The organism is Ruegeria sp. HKCCA6837, assembly GCF_013034475.1.
Lineage (GTDB): Bacteria > Pseudomonadota > Alphaproteobacteria > Rhodobacterales > Rhodobacteraceae > Ruegeria.
Window position 1 is genome coordinate 1 of record NZ_WQGD01000015.1, and the last position, 21442, is coordinate 21442.

The window sequence follows — 21442 nt, forward strand, 5'->3', positions numbered from 1 at the left end:
CAGCTTCAGAATGTCTTCGTCCGAGTATCGCTTCCGAGCCATCCCTTGTTCCCCCTCTCGACCAAAGTAGTGGCCCAATTTTACGGGGCAAAGACACCGTCGCCCGCGAACTCTACGATCGGCCAAGAAAGTCCTTGAGTTACTTCTCACCCGCAGAGACGTTCGAAGAGTGTGTCGCATCGATCGTTTGAATCGTACCGCAGAGCGGACGCCACCCAGTCGCACTTTAGCAAGGCTGCGATCCCACGCGGCTGCGTAACTCGAAAAGGCTCGGCCATCCTTGTGTCAGTGACTGGAAGAGCGGGCTGCCGACGAGTCGTTACGGGGGCTGGCGGGTGTTCGCTACTACTGGCGGGTGGGGTCCGCAGCGGAAATTTGTAATGGCGCTCTGTGTCCAAGTTCACAGAACCGCTCATTCATCCAAGTTAACGTAGCGTCACAAGAGGAGGTCGAAATGCTTCTTAAGGCTTTAAATACTAGGCACACTCGCACCGAACACGCTGTAACCATGATACACCCAGTTGTGCGTATCTTGCGTCATTGCAAGCAAATGCAACGCCAAGTGAACCGCTATTATTGAATTCGAGCGTGGGTAACCGTTTTTCGGAAGTCTGCGTAGGCTTCTGTGCGGTGCGAAAAGGTTTAATAATTGGTTGTTTTGGACCCCAAGCGGCTAAGCCGATCCGCTAACGGCCGTTGCCGAGCGTTGGTACATGCCTGAACGCAAGAGCTGAAGCGGACTTTCGAGCAAAGCGCAGCGAAAGACTAATTTGAGCCCTTAACAGAAATGCTTGAGGGGCAGCGCACCTAGGGTCTGCTGTGCAGTTTAATTGCAGATAGGTAACTCCAATGGCGGCTGTTTGCGCAAGGATGCTCTCCAACTATTTATAATCGGTTGGAGGCTGCTTTTGGGCCAAAACTTTGGGGTGCCAATTGCTTGTAGACATGCTGCGTTCCAATAAACTCCAGCTCGAGACAGTGATTTGCCTTTTTGTACCGCCTTGGCGACAGCGTTTATGTCTTTGGATTCTGGGTAGATGTAGAGCGTCGTCGGGTTCCCCTCTACAAGTGCCAAAATCTCTTTTGAGGCGGACTGAGACCAGGTTGTGCAACCATTGCTACGACCCCCCGTATAGTTCACAAGTTTTCCGTAGGGGACATAGCCGTCGTTGTCTGCATGTGTGCTTCTAGGATTCTTGAATCTACATTGCCACTTAAGGAAGACTGCTGGATGGCCTCCGATGGCGCGCTCCCGAGCATTGCTCGTTTCTCCTTCCCCATCGAACAAAAGAAAAGTGCGGTAAAACGGCTGCGTTTTGCCGGAGCGACTGTAATAACCTTTGAACGACGTGCGGGTTTCAGCCGTCACATAGGCACCGCCGGCGGTAAGTTTAGATCCTTCTGCATTGCTGAAGTTCTTCGCGCATTGCCGACCATTCGAAAAATTGGCGTTCTTTAGTTTTCGGCCATTGCCATAGCCGGACGAAACCGCACGGAAGGACTTTTGTGACTCGCAAATGACGTAAAACCGCTTGCCCGGATTGCCGTTTCTTGCAGTGCTGGGGCGGGTTGCATCCTTGGCAAGGTAGCAGGGGTTCTTTACTTCGCCTCGTCGTACTTTCTCGATGTAAAGCGCACGCGCCCTGTTCAGAACAATTGGTGCGATTTGCCCATCACCTGTTCCCACGTGTTTTTGTAACCACGCTGGGATATCTTGCGAAAATGCTTCGACGCGGTCCGGCAAGAAGCCTACCGAGATGGCAATTGCCGCGGCAGAGAGTGTGAGACGGAGTGAATTCTGTAGCAACGGGAGATCTCCTGCTAGAATGTCCTCAAGGTCAGTCTACCACAGTTCTTACGCCCGAGAATGCCGGCCAAGTGTGTGACGAAGCTTTCTGTTGCCTGAAATCCCGGTGTTCGTTTTGGGAGGCATTTTGAGCATCTTGGACAAAAAAGCTTTGATGTTGCTTTAGTAACTGGACATTCGGATATTTGCTTCCAAATGACTGTCATGATCACACGTCGAAAGTTCCTGTTGGTAACGACAACCGCAATTTGTGCGCCGTATATTGGACGGGGACAAACGGTGGCGCTGAATGATGCAATCAGCGATCTTCAGCAGTTGCATTCACTTCAAATTCAACGCGGAGACGACGTCATTTTTGCTCAGGCTCGACAGGGTGCAGGCCTGGATAAACCAGCGAATATAAAGTCTTGTTCGAAAAGCATTGTGGCTTTGTTGCTTGGGACGGCGATCGACCGGCAGGAAATCCCGTCTGTGAATGCCACCTTGCAGGAGGTCGCTCCGCAACTCTTGCCCGCCAATGCCACACCCGGTTCTGAGAGCATTACAATGGAAGATCTGGTGACACTGCGGGCAGGGCTCGAAAGAACCTCTGGCAGCAACTATGGAGAATGGGTCAACTCTCCCAACTGGATAGCGGATGCTTTGACACGACCCATGGTTGCAGAGCCAGGACAACAGATGCTCTATTCTACCGGATCGACCCATCTGCTTGGCGCATCATTGACTGTGGCGACCGGCCAAAGTCTTTTGAGATTGACGCGTGAGAGGCTGGGTGCACCGCTTGGTATCGAGATACCTGCTTGGACGAAGGATCCACAGGGTTACTACTTGGGTGGGAATGAGATGGCGATTACGCCGAGGTCGATGTTGAAGATCGCGGTGTTGCTTCGGGACCGCGGGGCTTTTGCCAACAGGCAAGTCATTCCTGAGCGTTGGGTCTTGGAATCGACCAAGCCACACGGCCGTTCGCCTTTCTCTGGATTGGATTACGGCTATGGCTGGTTTCTGTCCCCTTCAGGATATGAGTTGGCGCGTGGGTATGGGGGCCAAATCATAGCGGCCCATCCTGATCGAAACCTTGCTGTCGCAATTACATCTGATCCTACGCATCCGGCGCGTTCTGGAGGGTATTTTGGAGAATTGGTCAGGTTGTTGGATGGTCCGATCCTGAACGCCAATTAGATAAGTACTTTTTAGAAACCCTAGAGTGCGCTGTAACGGTCAATGTCCGAAGCGGGCGCGTGAAGCATTCAAGTCGTCCAAATAACTTGATCCAGACTCATCTGGTTGAGGAAATTGACGCCGAATTTACTGGCCACGTCGACAACAAAGTCATTCCCAGTTTGGATAGGGCTCGCCGGACTGTCTCCACCAACTCGGGCTTGCTATTAAAAATTCTTTCCAGAAAAACTATTACCGATTGGCCTTTGCGGCCAATTTTGACCAAGACTGTAAGAACTCAATGAATAGTCTGCTCAGCCCTGCAAAGTGGGCATCCGCCCCGATTATGCGAACGCCTGCATTGAACCCAATTCGGTCATTTTTCTACTCAGCACAATCGCAAGTGGCGGTTCAAAACGAAATTGAGCTTAATTGTTGTTGTCAGGCAAGAGCAGCCTCGACTTAGAACCGTAGACCGAAGCCTATCGAAAAACCGGAAAATTCTTCGGCAACTATACCGTTTAACATTAAGCGTCCCGCTCGAACGGCCGGTAGGCCGGTCAAGCGAGTATCAATCTCAAGTCCGAAACCAGCCGTTGCTAGCCAATCGGTATCAAGAACGGTTGCGCTGTCACCGTGATACAGCACTACACCGGCATCCAGAACAAGTTGCGTTGGGAGTTCGAAAAGTCTGACGTTGTCCAGCGGATAGCGATGACGTGAGAACAAGGTTGTTTGATTGGAACTCGCACTTGCGTTTCCAGCCTGCGGCTCATTGATCGGGTTAAATTCCAAGAAAGTTTGACGGAAACGGTATTCCACTTGCCACGGCCCAAATTGCGCCTCTCGGAAAATGCCAAGCGAAGCACCGATCCCGAATGCGTTTAAATTCCCATCGATCAGTTCGTTGGAGTTAGATCTCGGGCCCAGCAGTGGAAAGTCGGCAAAAATGGCATCTGCAGTCACTTGGCCAAGTGAGAGATGTCCGACCGGCCGAATCTTCCACTCGTTTATCAATGGAAACTCCCAGCCGACGCCAACCGTTGCTGCCACGCTCGACCAAGTTACATCCAACTCAGTGCCGGTAGCGATTCCCGGGAAGAAGATTACCGGGTTGTACTTTTGGTAGGCAACAAGACCCTCTAAATAAAGTCCGTTTTCAAATGGCTTGTATCCTCCTCGCAGCTGGGTCGAGCGTAGACTTTTGGTACCTCCGGAAGCATCAAGAAAAGAAAACGAGGATAAAGTCTCATTTGGGGTGGCGGCGATACTCAAGACAGACAAAGCCGCTTGTGCAGCGGCCTCGGAGGCATCAGGGTTTATACTTTGAGCAAAGGTTGGACTGGTCGTATTTGCAGCCGATAGTGCAGCGAAAGCAAGAATTCGTCTCAAGGTATCGGCTCATTTACCAGAAAAAAGAAGACCAAGCGATATCTCTTCATCTTAGCACTACAAGAACAAGAATACCGCGCCTTTTGCTGTAAATATTTTGTTGTTAGTCAATTTTGTCTGGTTTGTGACGCCTTGAGAAAACCCGTTCGAGTTCTTTCTGGGTTGATGGGTTGATCTCCCCGATTGATCGTTGCCGAAGCAAACGACAGCTTTGTCCGCAATTCAGTCGCAGCACAAATTTTGTCGAACGACCGCAGATTCGTGTGAAACTGCAGTTGAAAATGCTTGTTTCTAGGTCTTGCCCCCAGAGTGCACTAAAATTGCTCCGTAAACGAACCGAGCCGCCACCGATCTAACCGCGAAGCTGCACGACCTTTGCCTCAGTCTGGGTCGCATAATCGGCCCACTACTGCATGAGGATGCGCCGCTTGGCTGTTCTCCGTTTCAAGCCGCTGACGCTAACGTTCCGAAATTGGATCTGCCCCCAGCGCTAGAACACCAGCCCAATACACACGTTGCTTTCTTGTGTCGGCCAAAGATACCTCTGGGATGTCTGACATCAGCACCTGTAGGCCTGATTGAAGGATTTGCATAACGGAAGGTTTCTGGCTCATCTGAACCGTTAAGGAGTGAAGATGAGACGGAAAGCTGGAACAGACAAACCGACGGCTGAACGGGTCGTCAAGGACATTCGCCGCAAGACGCGCAAGCATCATTCTGCGGAGGAGAAGATCCGCATTGTGCTGGAGGGTTTGCGTGGCGAGGAGAGCATCGCTGACGCTCTGCCAAAGGAACCGACGATGTTCTTCCTCAAGCCATTTCTGCCACCAGGGTACTCCGACCTACTGGATGCGCTTGCCCCAACAGAAGGCTTTTAGTCGCGAGGAAAAGTAGCCAGGTAGCCGTCATTTGTCTGTCTCAAACTTTTGTCGGGCTGGTTGGCGGCGTGTTTACTCGTTTCTATACAATCTGGAGTGGAAAAATGTTCAGATACGGTGGTTTACAAGTTTAATCAGTTCGTGAAAATATCAACGCAGTGCTTGCCACACATACCACGCAAATTTCATTTTTTATTGTTATAGTTCGATCGTTGCTCTGAAACCGATCATACCTGTCTGATCTAGACCGGATACCCAAGATCCTGGATTAACTTCCAAATGTCTCTGTTTGCCGCAGACAACTGATCAACAACTCCTTCGATCTCGCGCAGGGCTTTATCGTCTACTGTGTCTTCGCGGCCGAGTTTGATGTCGGTTTTGCGATCCGCGATGCGCATCAGGATGGTCTTTGGATTACCGCTTTCGGGGTCGAAAGAATAGATACAATGATTGTATTTGTTGCGGATGCCCGACAGCTTTGTCAGACGCTGCGTATGCGCAAGGATCGGGTCGCGGATTTGTGGCGGACGCCCCTCCATCTTGGCCAAGCGTTCGACCAAATCAATTCGGGCACGGGTGGTGTTCAGAGTTAGAAAGATGATGACGGAGACGTCTTTGGATGCCCCTGTTAGGCCAGCTATCAGATGGATCAACAGGCTTTCGGTGTTGGTCCACATATAGTTCAACCTACCAACCAATAAGATCAGGCGGTCGAACCGGGTTTCGAACGTGTCAGTCAAGGGCGGGCTGCTGCACCGCATGAGGTGCGACCTCGAAATAGAAATGAGCTGCTGCAGTTCGGTTGTTGACGCCAATCTTGCCGACGACATTGTGCATGTGCAGCTTAACCGTATGTTCGGTGATGCCCAGCTTGGCTGCGATCAGCTTGTTGCTTTTGCCTTGCGAGACTAATTGCAGCACCTGTTTCTCGCGGCGCGTCAGCTTGGCGTAGCGTGAATTCAGATCGGTACCATTTTGTGTGACTGGGGGCGAATGTACAGCTGCCGGTGTCGGGTTCTGGGGGGTAACTTGTACACAATCGGCCAGAAAGCTGGGCAAGTACAATTCTTCATGCATCAGCAGTCTGAGGATCGCGCGCCAGGCATCCGGTGCAACATTCATAGGTAGAAAACCGATCTCACCCAACCGGGCCCGATCCCACTGCTGAAACAGGCGACGCGCCAAACCTTCCTTACGATAGGCAAATGCAATACAGCCCGAGCCTGTACAATTGGTGTAGACGTCGGGACGCGACAGCAGATCTTCGATCATCATCTGGTCGACAACTATGATCTTGTTGCTGTTTTGCGCATTCGCGCTCATCGCTTCGAGGGATTCAAAGCGTTCGGCGCGGACGCCAAATTCGGTTTGAACGCTTCTGAGTGTTTGGTTGGAATAGAACAATTCTTTTCCGACAAAGACGATCGACAAATCTTCGGAATAATTGCCCTGAGTGGCAGTTTCATTCTGCAAAGACTTACTCATTATTGCCCCCTACAAAACAGGCGTAACTGGAATTTGATTCTTAAAAAATGGAACGAGTAAAAAACGTTAACTAATCAATAAATTATAGTCCTTTTATTATAACTCGAATCTTGAATGCCTACAACCTGATGGCGCAAGCCCACACTGGGATTCATAGAACTTTCGTTTAGGATTTTGCGGTCTCTTTTGTGTAACCGGCGGAAACAATTGTGTTTATTTTTTGTCAGTATCTCCGTCTAGAACTTTTGCCCCGGCTATGTGCTGGCTGAGATTGTTTTTGTAAAAAATACAATAAAAACAATAAAATAAACTTGTCAGAACTTTTCACTAGCTAGGCGCGAATCGGGGTCGCTGCAAACATGGGCGGGCTTCAATTTCAGAAGTGACTATCCCTGACGTGATCGCCCTCAGCGTATTTTTGCTTTGATTTGGAGGGTCACGTTTTCGGCTTGGCCGGGAAAGGAGGTGGCCCAGAGTAAGAAAACGAATACCGCATTCAGCGTCTTTTTCGCTGTGTGTGCTTTTTTGTTTCAACCGCGCCTGATACCGCTTTGTAGATGAATGGCGGTCTGGCGTTCCAGAAATGGGAATTTGTCATGAGACGTAATGTAAATAATACAAACGTAACGACCGTCGATGAAATTAACGTCGAAAATCTGGATGCACCGGTCAATGTTGAGATCCCTGTAGAAGAAGCCTTTGTCGAGGCCGATCTGACAGCGCAACAACAGCAGCAAGACCAGAATGTCGACAACTCGAATGATCAAGGTCAGGGTCAAGACCAAGGTCAAGGCCAGGATCAAGGTCAGGGACAAGACCAAGGCCAGGATCAGGGTCAGGACCAAGGCCAAGGTCAGGATCAGGGTCAGGGACAAGACCAGTCTCAGTCGCTGGATGCCGGTGACGACAGCAACGACAACTCCAACAACAACGCCATCAATATCGATTTTGGTGGTGGCGAGTGGATTCCGCGCGACGATGATCAAGTTGATCTGGATCTTGGGGATTCCGCGACAGTTGGCGATGTGATCACCGCAGGCCGTAATCTGAACTATGATCCCGGCGATGACATGAATCTGGACATCTCAATGGATGGTGCGGGCACCGCGATGTCATCAGTTAACAACCAGGTTGCCAGCCTGAGCGATGACGACACGCTGGAGTCAGCGAGCGTTGCGAACAATTCAGGTTTCTACCAGAACGGCGACGCCAATGGCGGCACAGCCACGGCTGCAGAAGGTATCCGGGCGAATGCAGATGGCGGAACATCGGGTGACGGTGGAACCACAGTAGGCGGTTCGGCAAACTCGTCAACGCTTGGCAGCCACGCGTGGGCCGCAGGTGGAGACACCGGCAGCGCCGATGCGGATTCGGCAGGCGGTGACGGTGGGTCTTCGGGTGACGCGTCCAACGCAAGTATGGGTATGGGTACATCCGATGCCAGCTCGACCGGCGATAGCTCGGGTGGCAATGGCGGAGATGCTGACGGCTCGGCCTCGTCGGACAACGACGGCAGCACAAGCGTAGACGGTGATGGAACCGGTGGCGCTGGTGGTAGCGCGGATTCGTTTGGTCTGGGTCTGGGTCTGGGTCTGTCCGGTGCAAGCTCTTCAGGTAACGCCGACGGTGGAGACAGCGATTCCGATTCCACCGGCACCGGTACCGGTACAGCGGATAACGCAACGGATGCGTCCGGAGCTGATGGTGGTGACGGCAGTGCTGCGACAGAAGGTTCAGCTTCGAACAGCAGCGACAGCGACACTGAAGCCAATGACGCCTCGGCAGGCGACAACACGGCGGATGGCACTGCAGACAGTGGTGCGGACAGTTCTGCTGATGGTGACGGCGGTGATGGCACAGGCGGTGACGGAACCGGCGGTGATGGCACTGGTGGTGACGGAACCGGTGGTGACGGAACCGGCGGTGATGGCGAAGGTGGCTTTGCCGCGATGCTTGAAGCTGCGATCATGGAGTTGCAGGAACAGCTGGGCATGATTGATGCCGAACCTGGCGAAGGCGGTGACGGAACCGGCGGCGACGGAACCGGAGGAGACGGCTCTGGTGGTGACGGAACGGCTGGCGATGGCTCGGGCGGCGATGGTTCGGGTGGCACTGCAGAAGCAGATTCCGACGCCCAGGGTGTTGGCGATCAATCGGCAAGTGGTCCGGATATTGATCAAAGCCCAGGCGATGTGAACGGTTCAGCCAGCAATTCGCAAGCAACGGATGGCAGCGGCGGTGACGGCGGTTCAAATGCGGCTGACGGCGCGGCCGATGCGATGGGTTCCGGAACATCAGCTGCAGATGGTGACGGCGGTGCAGGTGGCAGCACCACTCCGACGTCTACTTCCAGCGGCAACGGAGCTGGATCTGCCGATGCAGCCAATACTGCAGGCGGCGGCGGTGCAGCGGATGTCTTCGGAGACGCGGACACAAACGGTGCGGCGGACAGCTTGGCCGAAGCGATTGCCGGTTACGGTGGCGCGGGTAGTTCCGACAACGACTCGACCTCGACCGGATCCGGTGACGCAATGGGTTCGGCTGATTCAGGGAATGCTGGTGCCGGTGGCGCGTCTGCTGCAAACGGCGGAACCAGCGGAGCCTCGATGGGCAGCGCAACCTCGGGTGACACCATGGGTGGCACCATTACGGGCGGCAGCGCAGCCGGAGCCTATTCGGGTGACGGTGGCGCAGGCGGCTCGGGCGGCAACTGGGGCGCAAACAATGGTGGCGACGGCATCGTGACCGGTGAATCCTACGCCTCGGCTGCGGCGGTTGTCGACACCTCGGCCTTCAACCAGTCGATCGTCATGGGTGCCAATGTACTTGGCAACTCGGTTGATACGACCATGGTTGGCGGTTCGATGACGTCCTCGTACGCAAGCGACGACACCGACACCTAAGTCACAAAAGCGGGGCCCGCATTTCCGGGCCCCGTATGTCTTTTGAAACCTGCCGAGGCCGTTTATCGCGGCCTCGGCCCAACTGAACCCAAAGCGGAAATTGTGGCCGGTGCGGGTGTAAAGGAAAACCGACATGGCCCTTGACAGTATTTCCGAGACGATAGCGCATTTTGTTGGAACATTTGAGCTTACGATCGAACAGTCCCGGTTGCGGGATCAGTACGAGGAATTCACAGCGCTGAGGCGCAAAGCCGAAGTCGAAGGGCTGGACGATCCGGCCTCGATCCATATCAAGGCAGACTTGGATATTCCGGCAGGCGAGTACAAAGCTCTGCCCTACAGTTTTCAACCCTCTGAACCCGAAATGCCGCTGCCGGCTGCACCTATTGGGCCGGTGTCAGAGGCGGTGATTGTTTTGGACGGTCCCGGAGAGCCTGTGCGTTATGTGCCGGAAAACGAAATAAGCGATACAGGCCCGTCTTCCTTTGTCCAACTGATCATTCTGCAACCGGAAACCGTGCCGCTGGGATCGGCCGTGACCGTTACCGTGCAGACGGTTTACATGCGCGACAATGACGTTGTGGGCGACGGAGATTTTCGAGACCCCGAAGCGCTAATGGTGCAGGGCGAGCAGATGCTAGACATGGCTCTGTCGCTTCACGCCATTGCCGCGCCATCATTTTCACTCGCGGACTACCAATCGACCGAAATGCTCGCGGCACTCGCCGATCAGATGGCGAACCCGATGATCTCGGACATTGAAGGCGTAACGGTGCATCAATTCCACGGCGACGATGCGATGGGTGTGATCGTCAACGGCGAATACGTCACGGACGCTCCGGAATGGAAAGATCTGCTTCCTGAATATCATCAGCCCGTTGACACGGAAAACACGGCTGAGCTGCCGTATCCTGAAGAATGGGATCAGTCAAAGGACCCGGAATTTGATGACGGGCACCTGGTTGTGACCGGTGGCAACGTTGCGATCAATGCAATGGCGGCCACTGTGGCTTGGGTGGATGCCCCAATCATCGCGGTCGGAGGGCAGGCGGTCAGCCTGACGGCCATTAGTCAGGTCGCAGTTGTTTCCGACTGGGATCAAGGTGAGCCGGGAACGGGCAGTGGCACAAACATCGTGCAGACCTCGCAAATCGAGGTCGAATCCAAAACGGCACCTTGGCTGGGTGCATCATCTGGCGCTGCGGCTGCGGCACCGATTGTTATCGTGGACCATGTTCAGGGTGATCTGGTCGTCGCGAATTTCATCAAGCAGGATATCGATGCCACGGATATCGACCAAATCGAGACCGAAATTTCTGCTTCGTCAACCATGTATGCGCTGGGCGACAACGAGATGTACAACGTCTCGGACCTTATTCAGCTGGGCAATTATTATGATGTGATCATCATCGACGGAAACATGATCTCTGTGGACGTTGTAAACCAGACACTCGTGTTGGTTGACGACGATGTCATTAGCGGCGGCATGGACCCGGCAATGGACGAAGACGAATCGGGTGGCGACGAAAACCTCGTGATGAACGAAGCCTCTGTCAAAACGGTAGGGGATGACACCGATCAGGACATGTCCCAAGAAATGTCGGACACTATGGCGCTGGCTGATGAAGACATAGCCGCGCTTGAGGATGCCTTGATGAATAATCCTGATTTCGCCGGGATGGAGCAAATACGCGTTCTCAAGATCGACGGCGATTTGGTGCAGGTCAATGTCGTGGAACAGACAACCGTGGTGCAGGATCAGGACGACATAGAGCTATCCGGCCCCGATGCATCCCAGACAGAAGTGGTTGCTGGCAGCAACGCCCTGTTGAACAGCGCAAGCGTGACCAAGATGGGTGTGGATTCGACAATCATGGCCGCAAACGGAGCGTACTCGGATCTGCTTCTGCATCAGGCCAGTCTGCTCGACATGCCCACCAATGAAGACATAACGGCAATGACCAATGAAGCCATCGCCGCAATCATGAGCGATATGAGTGTCGCGCAGCCTGATGCAGCGTTGGCTTTGACCGCTCCAACAACTGATACCACGACCAACGACGATGGCCTTCAAACCGTGCTGGCTTGATTTTTTCGTTTTTTACCGAGTGACCAGAAAGTTAGTAGATGTCGATCGTATTTACGTCGCACCGCCCGTACTTATTCAGCCCCTTGGACAGGCAGGGCGGAGGAAGGCCGCAAAGCCAAAATCTTGGTGAAAAGGTGAAAGCCACGCCCGAAGGGCCCAAAATTGCGCCGCGTCTGCATCTGACAAAGCAAATGCGCGTGTCGGACCCGAAAGCAAAACAGTCAGTGAAACCTGAGAAACTGAAGCAATCCGAAGATCACGACCACTCACGCGAACAACTGCGCGCTGATCCTCCCCATCAGTGTGCAAAGCCGCAACCCGCGCAACACAAAGACCCGACGGGTGGCGGCAATGGGGTGGCCGATGCTGATGGCCCCGGTCAGGTAACCGCCGAGGAAACGACTGCGCGCAAGACCCCCTCTGCGCGCGCGGCCGGCGAAAACCGCATGGGCACCACGATCGAGGCCAAGGCAAACCAACCTCTGCCGCAAAATCAGACTGGTGGCGGAGACGGCAAAGGGCCACCCCAAACCTTTCACAAGCGCACCCCGCCCGAGGACTTTCAGCGCACCCTGCGGGTGTCGATCCGCGCGATCTGGCGCAACCTTGCATTTGTGTTGGTTCTGACTTGCGCCACGAACATTTTGATCCTGGCGATCCCGATATACCTGTTTCAGATCAGTGACCGCGTTCTGACCAGCCGGTCTCTGGATACATTGATCATGCTGACCGCAATTGTTGCGGGCGCGGTGATCTTTCAGTCAGCCTTCGACGCGGTACGCCGTTTCATGCTGATGCGCACCGGGGTCGAAGTGGCGGCCCGTTTGGGTGCGCCGGTGCTCAGCGCGGCGGCCCATGCGTCGCTGCATGGCAACGGGCGCGAATACCAGACGTTAGGCGATTTGCAGCAATTACGTGGCTTTCTGGTTTCGGGCACTCTTATCTCGTTCCTGGACGTCCCCTTTGCGCCCTTGTTCATCCTGATGATTTTCCTTGTGCATCCGCAGTTGGGCATGATCGTTGTCGTGACCGCACTGCTCTTGATGACGATAGCACTGATCAACCAGAAAATGACGGCCAAACCCTTTGCCGAAGCCAACAAGGCGCAGTCGCTGGCGAACCAGCATCTGGATTCGATGTCACGCAACAGCCAGATCATCAACGCGCTGGCTATGATCCCCGAAGCTGTGCGGATCTGGGGCAGGGATACCGCTCAGTCTTTGACTTGGCAGGTGCGTGCTCAGGACCGCAACGTGATCTTCGCAGCGGTTTCGCGCGCTGTCAGGCTGCTAACCCAAATCGGTATTCTGGGGTGGGGCGCCTATCTGGCGTTGCAAGGAGAGATCACCGGCGGGATGGTGATTGCCGCTTCGATTATAGCAGGACGTGCGTTTGCACCCATCGAAGGCTCGATCGAGGGTTGGAACAGCTATCTGCTGACACGCGGCGCTTATGGGCGGATCAAGGCTTTGCTGTCGACCTCTGCCCTGCAATACGAAAAGCTGCGCCTGCCGCGTCCCGAAGGCCGTTTGGATGTTGAACGCTTGCTCTATGTGCCCGGCGGGACCAAGCGCGTGGTTTTGAACGGGATCACATTCTCGCTGACACCCGGAGAAACATTGGCCATTATAGGCAATTCCGGTGCGGGGAAGACGACGCTGGGGAAAACACTTGTCGGGTCTATCCTGCCCACGTCGGGCAGTGTGCGGCTGGACCTGATGGATATTCGCAACTGGGATCCGCGCCAGTTTGGAGAAAGCATCGGCTACCTGCCGCAGGATGTCCAACTGTTCCCCGGCACGATCAAGGACAACATTGGTCGGATGCGGGCAGATGCGACCGACGAACAGATCCACGATGCTGCCGTTTTGGCCGATGTTCACAACATGATCGCGACCCTGCCGCAAGGGTATGAGACGGTGGTGGCCGCAGATGGCGCGCCTTTGTCTGGTGGGCAAAAGCAACGTATAGCGCTGGCGCGGGCGTTCTTCGGCAACCCGAGAATGGTTGTGCTGGACGAGCCGAACTCGAACCTCGATGTGGCTGGTGACAAAGCGCTGGCCCGGGCGATTGAGCAGGCGCGCGAAAGCAAGATCACCGTAGTTGTCATCACGCAGAAACCGACGCTGTTGAACGTGGTCGACAAGATCATGTTGCTGACCGATGGGCGCGTGGCCTTGTTCGGTCAACGCGATCAGGTTCTGCAACAAATCAACGCGCCGCGCAAACAAACCGGAATTGAAGGCCAGCAGGGGGGCTGAGCATGAACGACCTCGTACCTGTGAAGAATTCTGCCGACGAACCTCAACTTTGGTATGCCGAGGTTCCACGCTCAATCAACCGGCTGATTGCCATCGGACTGGTCATGCTACTGGTGTGCTTTGGCGGTTTCGGGGTCTGGTCCTTCAGCGCCCCTCTGGCGGCTGCGGTGATTGCGCAGGGCAGTTTTGTTGCAACCGGTCGAAACAAGATCGTTCAGCATCTTGAGGGCGGGATCATCGAAGAAATTAAAGTAGTCGAGGGGCAGTCGGTTCAGGCCGGGCAAGTGCTGATGACGTTGGACCAGACCTCGGCGCAGGCCAACGAGCGTGAACTGTTCATCCGCAAGATACGCCTGCAAGCCATGACCCAACGGTTGCTGGCGGAATATGGTGAACGCGAACGCCTTGTCTTTTCTACGGACCTTCTTGAAGCTTCCCAGGATGTCGAAGTCATGGCCATTCTTGACGGGCAAAGGCTCAGCTTTGATGTATCGCGCAAGACGCTTCTGAACGATGTCGCCTTGCTTGAGAGGAACATGGAGGCGCTGAAGATCCGGTCAAGTGGGTTTGAGGCTCAACTGGACAGCATGGTGCGGCGCGCCGAGATTTTGCAGGAGGAATATGAGGCCAAAAGCCAGCTGTACGAAAAAGGTCTTGTTCGCAAAGGTGAACTCAACACGATTCGACGTGTCCAGGCCGAAGCTGAAGGGCAACAAGCACGGTTGCAAGCTGAGGCAGCCGAGATCAACCAGATGCTACTGAAATACGAAGAACAGATCACGCGCACCCGATCTGCTTATCGCGAGGCTGCGCTGGATGAACTGGGCGTGATCGAGGCCGATCTGGAAAGTGTGCGCGAAAAGTCTCGTCAAGCGCGCAACGTTCTAGAGCGAGCCGTAGTTCGGGCCCCTGTGACCGGCACGGTAGTGCGATTGCACTATCACACGCCGGGTGGTGTTATTGAAACCGGCGAACCCATTGCCGAAATTTTGCCCGCCGATGCGCCCCTGATCATCGAGGCGCAGATTCCCCGCACGGAAATCGACAGCGTAATAACAGGACAAACCGCCTCGGTCCGTCTGATTGCTTTGAACCAACGCACGACTCCGGTGTTATATGGCGAGGTTTTCTATATTTCTGCTGACGCTTTGCCTGAACAGACCTCGGGCAGTCCGCAGGAAGTGTATCTGGCGCGCATTTCTCTGACACCGGATGAGTTGCAACGGGTCAGTGGCTTTATTCCTACGCCTGGGATGCCGGCCGAAATTATGATCCAAACCGAAGAGCGGACCTTTGCTGCCTATATCGCCAAGCCCGTGTCAGACAGCATGTCACGCGCGTTTCGCGAGCATTAGGATAGGGCTTTCAGGTCACCTCTACACCTTCCAAATTTCGCATGTTACCCTTTGCCGGTGAGGTGAAGGAGAAGACACATGCCGGTGACGGTCAAAGACATGATGGAGGCCGCTAATGCGGTGGTCGCGCGGATCGATACCGCGCAGGCAAAGACTATTCTTGAGCAGGGCGGGCTGCTGCTGGACATTCGAGACGCGGCAGAGCTGCAAGCCACGGGTCGCGCCGAAGGCGCGCACCATATCTCACGGGGAATGCTGGAATTTCGGGCTGATGACACGTTGCAATCCCATGATCCGGAACTGCGTAAGGATCGCCCTATCGTTCTACATTGCGCCTCGGGGGGCCGAGCGGCGTTGGCTGGCAAGCTGCTGAAAGACATGGGATATCGACAGGTCTACAACCTTGGCGGCTTGGCGGACTGGGTAAACGGGGGCGGTGAACTTGTGGGGGCTTGATACAAAACCGTTCTGCATCTGACACAAATCAAGGCAAAACACATTCGAATCGCATGATATATGGCCGGAAGTTACCTAAAGGAAATCCGGACATGTTTCGTCTTGCCGCAATGCTGTATTCACTGATTGCAACTGCCCTGTCGGGTTCGGCTGTGATCGCAGTTTTGACTGCTGGGATGGTTTCGGTCAGCGCAATTGTTGGGGCAGCAGCAGCAGGGGCCGTGATTGCCGCGCCTGCGTCTTGGATGGTAGCCAAGCGGCTGTATCAGGGCGCTTGATCAAGCATTCAGAAACGTTCTGACGGCCGCTTCGAACTCGCGCGGTTTCTCGGCGTGCAGCCAATGCCCAGCGCCTGGGATTTTGGCAAATCGGGCGCTGGGAAACAGCGCGCGAATTTTGTCGCGATGCTCTGGCAGGACGTAATCCGATGCACCACCGGACAGGAACAATGCAGGTCCGGTCCATGATGCAGTTAGCTCGGGAAAGCCCATGATATTGGGCATTTGGTCCGCCAATACATCTAGGTTCAGCAACCAACGTTTGCCATTGATGTCCAGGGATTGCGTAAAGAAGTTTTGCAACGCTTTTTCAACACCCTGTTCGGCCATTTGTTGTTCTGCGTCCGAACGGCGTTCGATGCGTGAAAAATCAACCGCCCGCATGGCCTCGATGAACTGGATTTGACTGTGCGTGTATTTTACCGGCGCGATGTCGGCGACCACCAGTTTGTTCACCAAGGCCCCATGGTGCAGCGCTAGGGTCATCGCAGCTTTGCCGCCCATGGAATGTCCAAGCACATCGGCCTTGCCGCCGATATTTGCGATCACTTCGGCGATGTCCTGCGCCAGGTGAGGATAGTCGTGCTCGGGGTCCCACGCGCTGCGGGCGTGGTTGCGCATATCCACGGCCACAACTTGCCGTTCGTCCGATAGCCGTTTGGCTATCACACCCCAGTTGCGGGCAGAACCATATAGGCCATGTGCAATGATGAGTGGGGGAAGGGCGGTTGGTGCGCCATGTACAATCGTATTTAGCATAACCCGAGTGATACTCGCGCACATCGCGGACGACCACCCCCATTGTAGGTCTACGAACCAGTCGTTAGATTGCGCGGCAGGAGGCCACCCATGTCGCAAGACCCAGACATTCAGACCCGGATCGCCGATACCGTGGCCTTGTTGCGTGCCAAGCTGGGCGTGCGAGACAAAACCCTTGAGGCATCAATCCGAAAGGCCAAGCGGCGCTTACCGCGCCGTGTCTACAAACAGGCTATGGTGCTGGCCCGAGCCGAGGCGATGGCGGCACATCCGAAACTGAGGCAGGTTCTCGACACACCCAAGCTGATCCGGGCAGCAGATGTGGTGCAGGGGCATCTCAGCGCGATCAACCTGGCCGACCGCAGATGGGGGTGGTTTCTGGGGATGCTTGGTGGCTTGGCTTTTAACCTGCTGGCCCTGACGACACTGCTGCTGGTCTTTCTGTGGTGGCGCGGCTTGATCTGATCTTGGGTTTTAAGCTGCGTACTGTAGCCCAGATGGAAGAAAAGACTTGAAAAGGCCCTCAAGTGAACCAGCGACGCGCACAGTAGTACTGCGGATAATCACAAAAAAACGGCGCCTCGGGGGCGCCGTTTTCTGATGTGCTGAACTTCTTACAAGTTCGTATAGATCGGGAAGCGTGCGCAGAGTTCTGCGACTTCGGCTTTGACCTTTGCTTCGACAGCAGCGTTTCCGTCTTCGCCATTGGCGGCCAGGCCGTCGACCACTTCGATGATCCAGTCGGCGATCTGGCGGAACTCGGTCTCGCCAAAGCCGCGGGTGGTGCCGGCGGGTGAGCCCAGACGGATACCCGATGTCACGGTCGGCTTTTCAGGGTCAAACGGCACGCCGTTCTTGTTACAGGTGATATGCGCCCGGCCCAGGGCTTTTTCGGTCGCATTGCCCTTCACGCCTTTGGGACGCAGGTCGACCAGCACCACATGGGTGTCGGTGCCGTGGGTCACGGTGTCCAGACCGCCCTTGATCAGTTGATCCGACAGCGCCTGCGCGTTGGTGATGACCTGCTGGATATAGGTCTTGAACTCGGGGCGCTGCGCCTCACCAAAGGCCACGGCCTTGGCCGCGATCACATGCATCAGCGGGCCGCCCTGAATGCCGGGGAAGATGGCCGAGTTCACTTTCTTGGCGATCGCCTCGTCATTGGTCAGGATCATGCCGCCGCGCGGGCCGCGCAGGGTCTTGTGCGTGGTCGTTGTGGCCACATGCGCGTGCGGGAAGGGGCTGGGATGCTCGCCTGCCGCGATCAGACCGGCGATATGGGCCATGTCCACGTGCAGATAGGCGCCGACCATATCGGCGATCTCGCGCATGCGGGCAAAGTCGATGGTGCGCGGGATGGCCGAGCCGCCGGCGATGATCAGCTTGGGCTGGTGCTCTTTCGCCAGCGACTCGATCTGGTCATAGTCGATCAGGTTGTCCTGCTTGCGCACGCCGTAATGCACCGCGTTGAACCACTTGCCCGATTGGTTCGGGGCCGCGCCGTGGGTCAGGTGGCCGCCTGCATCCAGGCTCATGCCTAAAATGGTGTCGCCGGGCTTGATCAGCGCCTGGAACACACCCTGGTTGGCCTGGCTGCCCGAGTTGGGCTGCACGTTGGCAAATTCACAGCCAAAGAGCTGCTTGGCGCGGTCGATGGCCAGGTTTTCGGCGATGTCGACGAACTGGCAACCGCCATAATAGCGCCGACCGGGATAGCCTTCGGCATATTTGTTGGTCATCACCGAACCCTGCGCTTCCATTACGGCGGCAGAGACGATGTTCTCGGAGGCAATCAACTCGATCTCGTCGCGCTGACGGCCCAGTTCCGACGTGATCGAGCCAAATAGCTCAGGGTCGCGGTCAGACAGGGATTGGGTGAAAAATCCGGTGTCACGAAGATTGGCGTTCATGGGCGCTCCACATGGCTGGGTAAAATCTTGCGGATTTCCTATCGGAAACGTTGCTTCTCCAAAAGGCTTAAAGCGACGAATTTCTAAGCTGGCGCGTCAAGACTGGCCTATTGGGGAAAGGTATGTTTGTTTCGGAACCAAATGCGTAGGACCGGAAACCGTAAAACATGAAAAAGAGAATCGCCTTTCTTGCCAGTGAGGTCAAAGTGGCGCAGACGGCCCGGGATGCTCTGGTGGCTAAACACGGAAACGCTGCACCGCGCGACGCAGATGTTGTGGTTGCTCTCGGCGGGGATGGCTTCATGTTGCACACCCTGCACAACATGCAGCATCTCGACACACCGGTATACGGTATGAACCGGGGCACGATCGGCTTTTTGATGAACGAATACCACGAAGACGACCTGATCGCGCGTCTCGAGGATGCCGAAGAAGAGGTTATCAATCCGCTGGCGATGCGCGCAATGGATCAGTCCGGTAAGCTACACGAGGCGCTGGCCATCAACGAAGTGTCGCTGCTGCGGGCTGGCCCACAGGCTGCAAGGCTGAAGATCAGCGTTGACGGTCGCGTGCGGATGTCGGAACTGGTCTGCGATGGAGCCCTGCTGTCGACACCCGCCGGATCGACGGCCTACAACTATTCGGCACACGGGCCGATCCTGCCAATTGGTTCGGACGTTTTGGCGTTGACTGCGATTGCCGCGTTCCGTCCCCGCCGTTGGCGTGGCGCGCTGCTGCCCAAGATCGCAAAGGTTCGGTTCGACGTTCTTGATGCCGAAAAGCGCCCGGTCATGGCGGATGCCGATTCCATTTCTTTCCCGGATATCGACTGGGTCGAGATCAGGTCGGAGCCGGCAATAGCCCACCGCATTCTATTTGATCCGGGCCACGGGCTCGAAGAACGCCTGATTTCTGAGCAATTCACATAAAAGCGGGCCGCCGTGCACTTTTTTTCGGTTTATGTGAACCAGTTCACATGGAATTGATTGCCGTTTTAGTAATCTCAACTTGCCTGGAGAACACGCCAAGGTGGGAGTGAGTGGCCACCTGAAAGGCGTTTTCGAATGATTGTGCAAATTTTGCGCTGGCGAGGGTGGGTGGTGCTACGCTCGTCATCAGATTTCCAGGCTTATTTAAGCAGTTGGACCTCGGGCACAATGACCCGAGGTCTATTTCTTTTGGGGCCAATTATACGCTTTTCATTTGATCCCAAAGCGCGGTGCACATTTGACCCACGCGGGCTTCGATTGCCGCAGCGGCGTCTACCGCCAGATCTTCGCGCCATCGCTGCGCTGCAATTTGAACATTAATCGGTTGTGGCCCCTTCGGCAGATCGGCCAAGTGCGCGGGTACGCAGGCTGCCGGAAGCCCCAGGAAGTTCATCGCGTAAGAATACACCGCGCAGCCCAGAACCTCATGCACGCCTTCAGCCCCTTCCGTATCGCGGTCGGGCTTGAAGAAGGGCTGCGGCAAGAAGGGTGACAAAACCAGCGGATAATCATGCATGAACAGCGACCATTCGCGCGCGTAGTGGCTGCGTTTGGCCAGCATTTTTACCAGCTCGGTTTCGACGATCGGCGGGAATTCCTGAAAGTAGACGTTGAAAATCTCTTGGATGGTTTGCGAACCGGCCGCTTCGATATCCGATTTCATCAGGGTCAGCACTTCGCCCATAAGTGCGCGATAACCGACCCGCCCACATTCGAAAACGTCCGGCGGATCGACCTCATCTACGGCATAGCCAGCATCAACCAATGCGTCGCGCGCCGTATCAAGGGCCTTTTCAACTTCGGGATGCAGAGCATATCCAAAAGTGTTTTTTGTGAATGCCACCTTGATCGGACCAGCCGGGGATTCACGGCGCCAAGGCATTGGCACATGGAATGGGTCGCGTGCGTCTGCCGAGATCAGGCTGGGCATCGAAAGATGCAAATCTGCTGCCGTCCGGGTTATCAGGCCCTGAACAGACATTGACTGGGCCAACAAGCCGCGCTCGACCTTTTGGCTTGGGTTCCAGGCGGGAACACGCCCCAGCCCTGGTTTCACTGTGACCGCCCCATTGGCAGCTGCGGGAAAGCGTAGGCTGCCGCCGATATCATTGCCATGGGCCAGCGCCCCGATACCTGCCATCACGGCCGCGCCCGCTCCGCCCGATGATCCGCCGGGTGAGATATGGCGGCCCCATGGGTTATGTGTGCGCCCGTAAAGCGCGTTGTCCGTATCGGCCCGAAACGAGAACTCGGGCGTGTTGGTTCGCCCTATTACAATGGCCCCGGCCTTTTGCAGATTGCTGACAACCGGTGCGTCATCCGGCGCGATGACGTCTTTCAATGCCACAACGCCATTTGTGGTGGCGTGACCTTTCTGATCCACATTCACTTTTATCGTGACCGGTACACCATGCAGTGCTCCGCTTGGTCGCCCGCTTGCACGGGCGTTATCCAAGGAATGTGCACGTTCCAACGCCTCTGCGCGCAGATCTTCGACCACGGCATTCAGGTCGGGGTTGACTGCATCCATCCGGTCAATCGAAGCCTGTACAACCTCAGTCGCACTTAGATCACCGCGTCGCGTCAGGGTGGTCAAGTCTGTGGCGCTGAGACGCCAGATGTCGGAATCTGTCATGGGCCCTCACTGTGTTACAGCGACAGTAGGGGGCTTTGTTCCGGTTGCAAGGGCAGACGTGAAAAGGGCGGCCTGCGCCGCCC

16 protein-coding genes and 1 pseudogene are annotated in these 21442 nt (G+C 55.4%); 10 read left to right on the forward strand and 7 right to left on the reverse strand.

Going from position 1 to position 21442, the window contains the following annotated elements; translation table 11 throughout:
* Positions 1-826: 826 nt before the first annotated feature.
* Complete coding sequence (locus GOV91_RS17650; protein WP_171236467.1) at positions 827-1807, reverse strand: murein L,D-transpeptidase catalytic domain family protein; 981 nt, start codon at positions 1805-1807, stop codon at positions 827-829.
* Between the two features lie 204 nt (positions 1808-2011).
* On the opposite strand from GOV91_RS17650, the gene GOV91_RS17655 reads away from it, so the two are divergent.
* Positions 2012-2989: a serine hydrolase gene (locus GOV91_RS17655; protein WP_171236530.1), complete on the forward strand. Its 978-nt coding sequence runs from the start codon at positions 2012-2014 to the stop codon at positions 2987-2989.
* 441 nt (positions 2990-3430) lie between these two features.
* Here GOV91_RS17655 and GOV91_RS17660 read toward each other — a convergent pair whose 3' ends face one another.
* Complete coding sequence (locus tag GOV91_RS17660) at positions 3431-4360, reverse strand: autotransporter domain-containing protein (RefSeq protein WP_171236468.1); 930 nt, start codon at positions 4358-4360, stop codon at positions 3431-3433.
* Positions 4361-4995: 635 nt separating this feature from the next.
* Here GOV91_RS17660 and GOV91_RS17665 point away from each other — a divergent pair.
* Positions 4996-5154: pseudogene (locus tag GOV91_RS17665) on the forward strand (IS3 family transposase); the annotation flags it as partial.
* Between the two features lie 326 nt (positions 5155-5480).
* Here GOV91_RS17665 and GOV91_RS17670 read toward each other — a convergent pair.
* Entirely contained in the window at positions 5481-5978 is a 498-nt protein-coding gene (locus GOV91_RS17670; protein ID WP_209509581.1) for a hypothetical protein, read from the reverse strand.
* A complete protein-coding gene (locus tag GOV91_RS17675) occupies positions 5971-6723 on the reverse strand; it encodes a response regulator transcription factor (RefSeq protein ID WP_171177609.1) in 753 nt (250 codons plus the stop codon). The genes GOV91_RS17670 and GOV91_RS17675 overlap by 8 nt, the downstream gene beginning before the upstream one ends.
* A 596-nt stretch (positions 6724-7319) precedes the next feature.
* Here GOV91_RS17675 and GOV91_RS17680 point away from each other — a divergent pair.
* The 6 genes from GOV91_RS17680 (at position 7320) to GOV91_RS17705 (ending at position 16065) form a co-directional block, all read left to right on the forward strand.
* Complete coding sequence (locus tag GOV91_RS17680; protein ID WP_171236469.1) at positions 7320-9626, forward strand: hypothetical protein; 2307 nt, start codon at positions 7320-7322, stop codon at positions 9624-9626.
* Positions 9627-9759: 133 nt separating this feature from the next.
* Positions 9760-11715 (forward strand): type I secretion protein, encoded by a 1956-nt coding sequence (locus tag GOV91_RS17685; protein WP_171236470.1) that lies wholly within the window; start codon positions 9760-9762, stop codon positions 11713-11715.
* A gap of 356 nt (positions 11716-12071) precedes the next feature.
* Positions 12072-13976, forward strand: a complete 1905-nt coding sequence (locus GOV91_RS17690) for a type I secretion system permease/ATPase (RefSeq protein ID WP_371732339.1) — start codon at positions 12072-12074, stop codon at positions 13974-13976.
* A gap of 2 nt (positions 13977-13978) precedes the next feature.
* A complete protein-coding gene (locus tag GOV91_RS17695) occupies positions 13979-15331 on the forward strand; it encodes an HlyD family type I secretion periplasmic adaptor subunit (RefSeq protein ID WP_171236472.1) in 1353 nt (450 codons plus the stop codon).
* Between the two features lie 78 nt (positions 15332-15409).
* Positions 15410-15787 (forward strand): rhodanese-like domain-containing protein, encoded by a 378-nt coding sequence (locus GOV91_RS17700; protein ID WP_171236473.1) that lies wholly within the window; start codon positions 15410-15412, stop codon positions 15785-15787.
* Between the two features lie 92 nt (positions 15788-15879).
* Positions 15880-16065, forward strand: a complete 186-nt coding sequence (locus GOV91_RS17705; RefSeq protein ID WP_171177598.1) for a hypothetical protein — start codon at positions 15880-15882, stop codon at positions 16063-16065.
* Here GOV91_RS17705 and GOV91_RS17710 read toward each other — a convergent pair whose 3' ends face one another.
* Positions 16066-16824: an alpha/beta fold hydrolase gene (locus GOV91_RS17710; RefSeq protein ID WP_171236474.1), complete on the reverse strand. Its 759-nt coding sequence runs from the start codon at positions 16822-16824 to the stop codon at positions 16066-16068.
* 90 nt (positions 16825-16914) lie between these two features.
* Between GOV91_RS17710 and GOV91_RS17715 the strand changes: the two genes are divergently transcribed.
* The gene (locus GOV91_RS17715; RefSeq protein WP_171177594.1) at positions 16915-17289 is read left to right on the forward strand and encodes a hypothetical protein; all 375 of its coding nucleotides are present in this window, start codon (positions 16915-16917) and stop codon (positions 17287-17289) included.
* A 149-nt stretch (positions 17290-17438) separates the two neighbouring features.
* On the opposite strand, the gene glyA is transcribed toward GOV91_RS17715, so the two are convergent.
* Complete coding sequence (gene glyA, locus GOV91_RS17720) at positions 17439-18734, reverse strand: serine hydroxymethyltransferase (RefSeq protein ID WP_171236475.1); 1296 nt, start codon at positions 18732-18734, stop codon at positions 17439-17441.
* Positions 18735-18901: 167 nt separating this feature from the next.
* Here glyA and GOV91_RS17725 point away from each other — a divergent pair, with 167 nt between their 5' ends.
* On the forward strand, positions 18902-19663 hold the full coding sequence (locus tag GOV91_RS17725; protein ID WP_171236476.1) for an NAD kinase: 762 nt from the start codon (positions 18902-18904) through the stop codon (positions 19661-19663).
* Positions 19664-19922: 259 nt separating this feature from the next.
* Here GOV91_RS17725 and GOV91_RS17730 read toward each other — a convergent pair whose 3' ends face one another.
* Positions 19923-21359, reverse strand: a complete 1437-nt coding sequence (locus GOV91_RS17730; RefSeq protein WP_171236477.1) for an amidase family protein — start codon at positions 21357-21359, stop codon at positions 19923-19925.
* Positions 21360-21442: the final 83 nt, after the last annotated feature.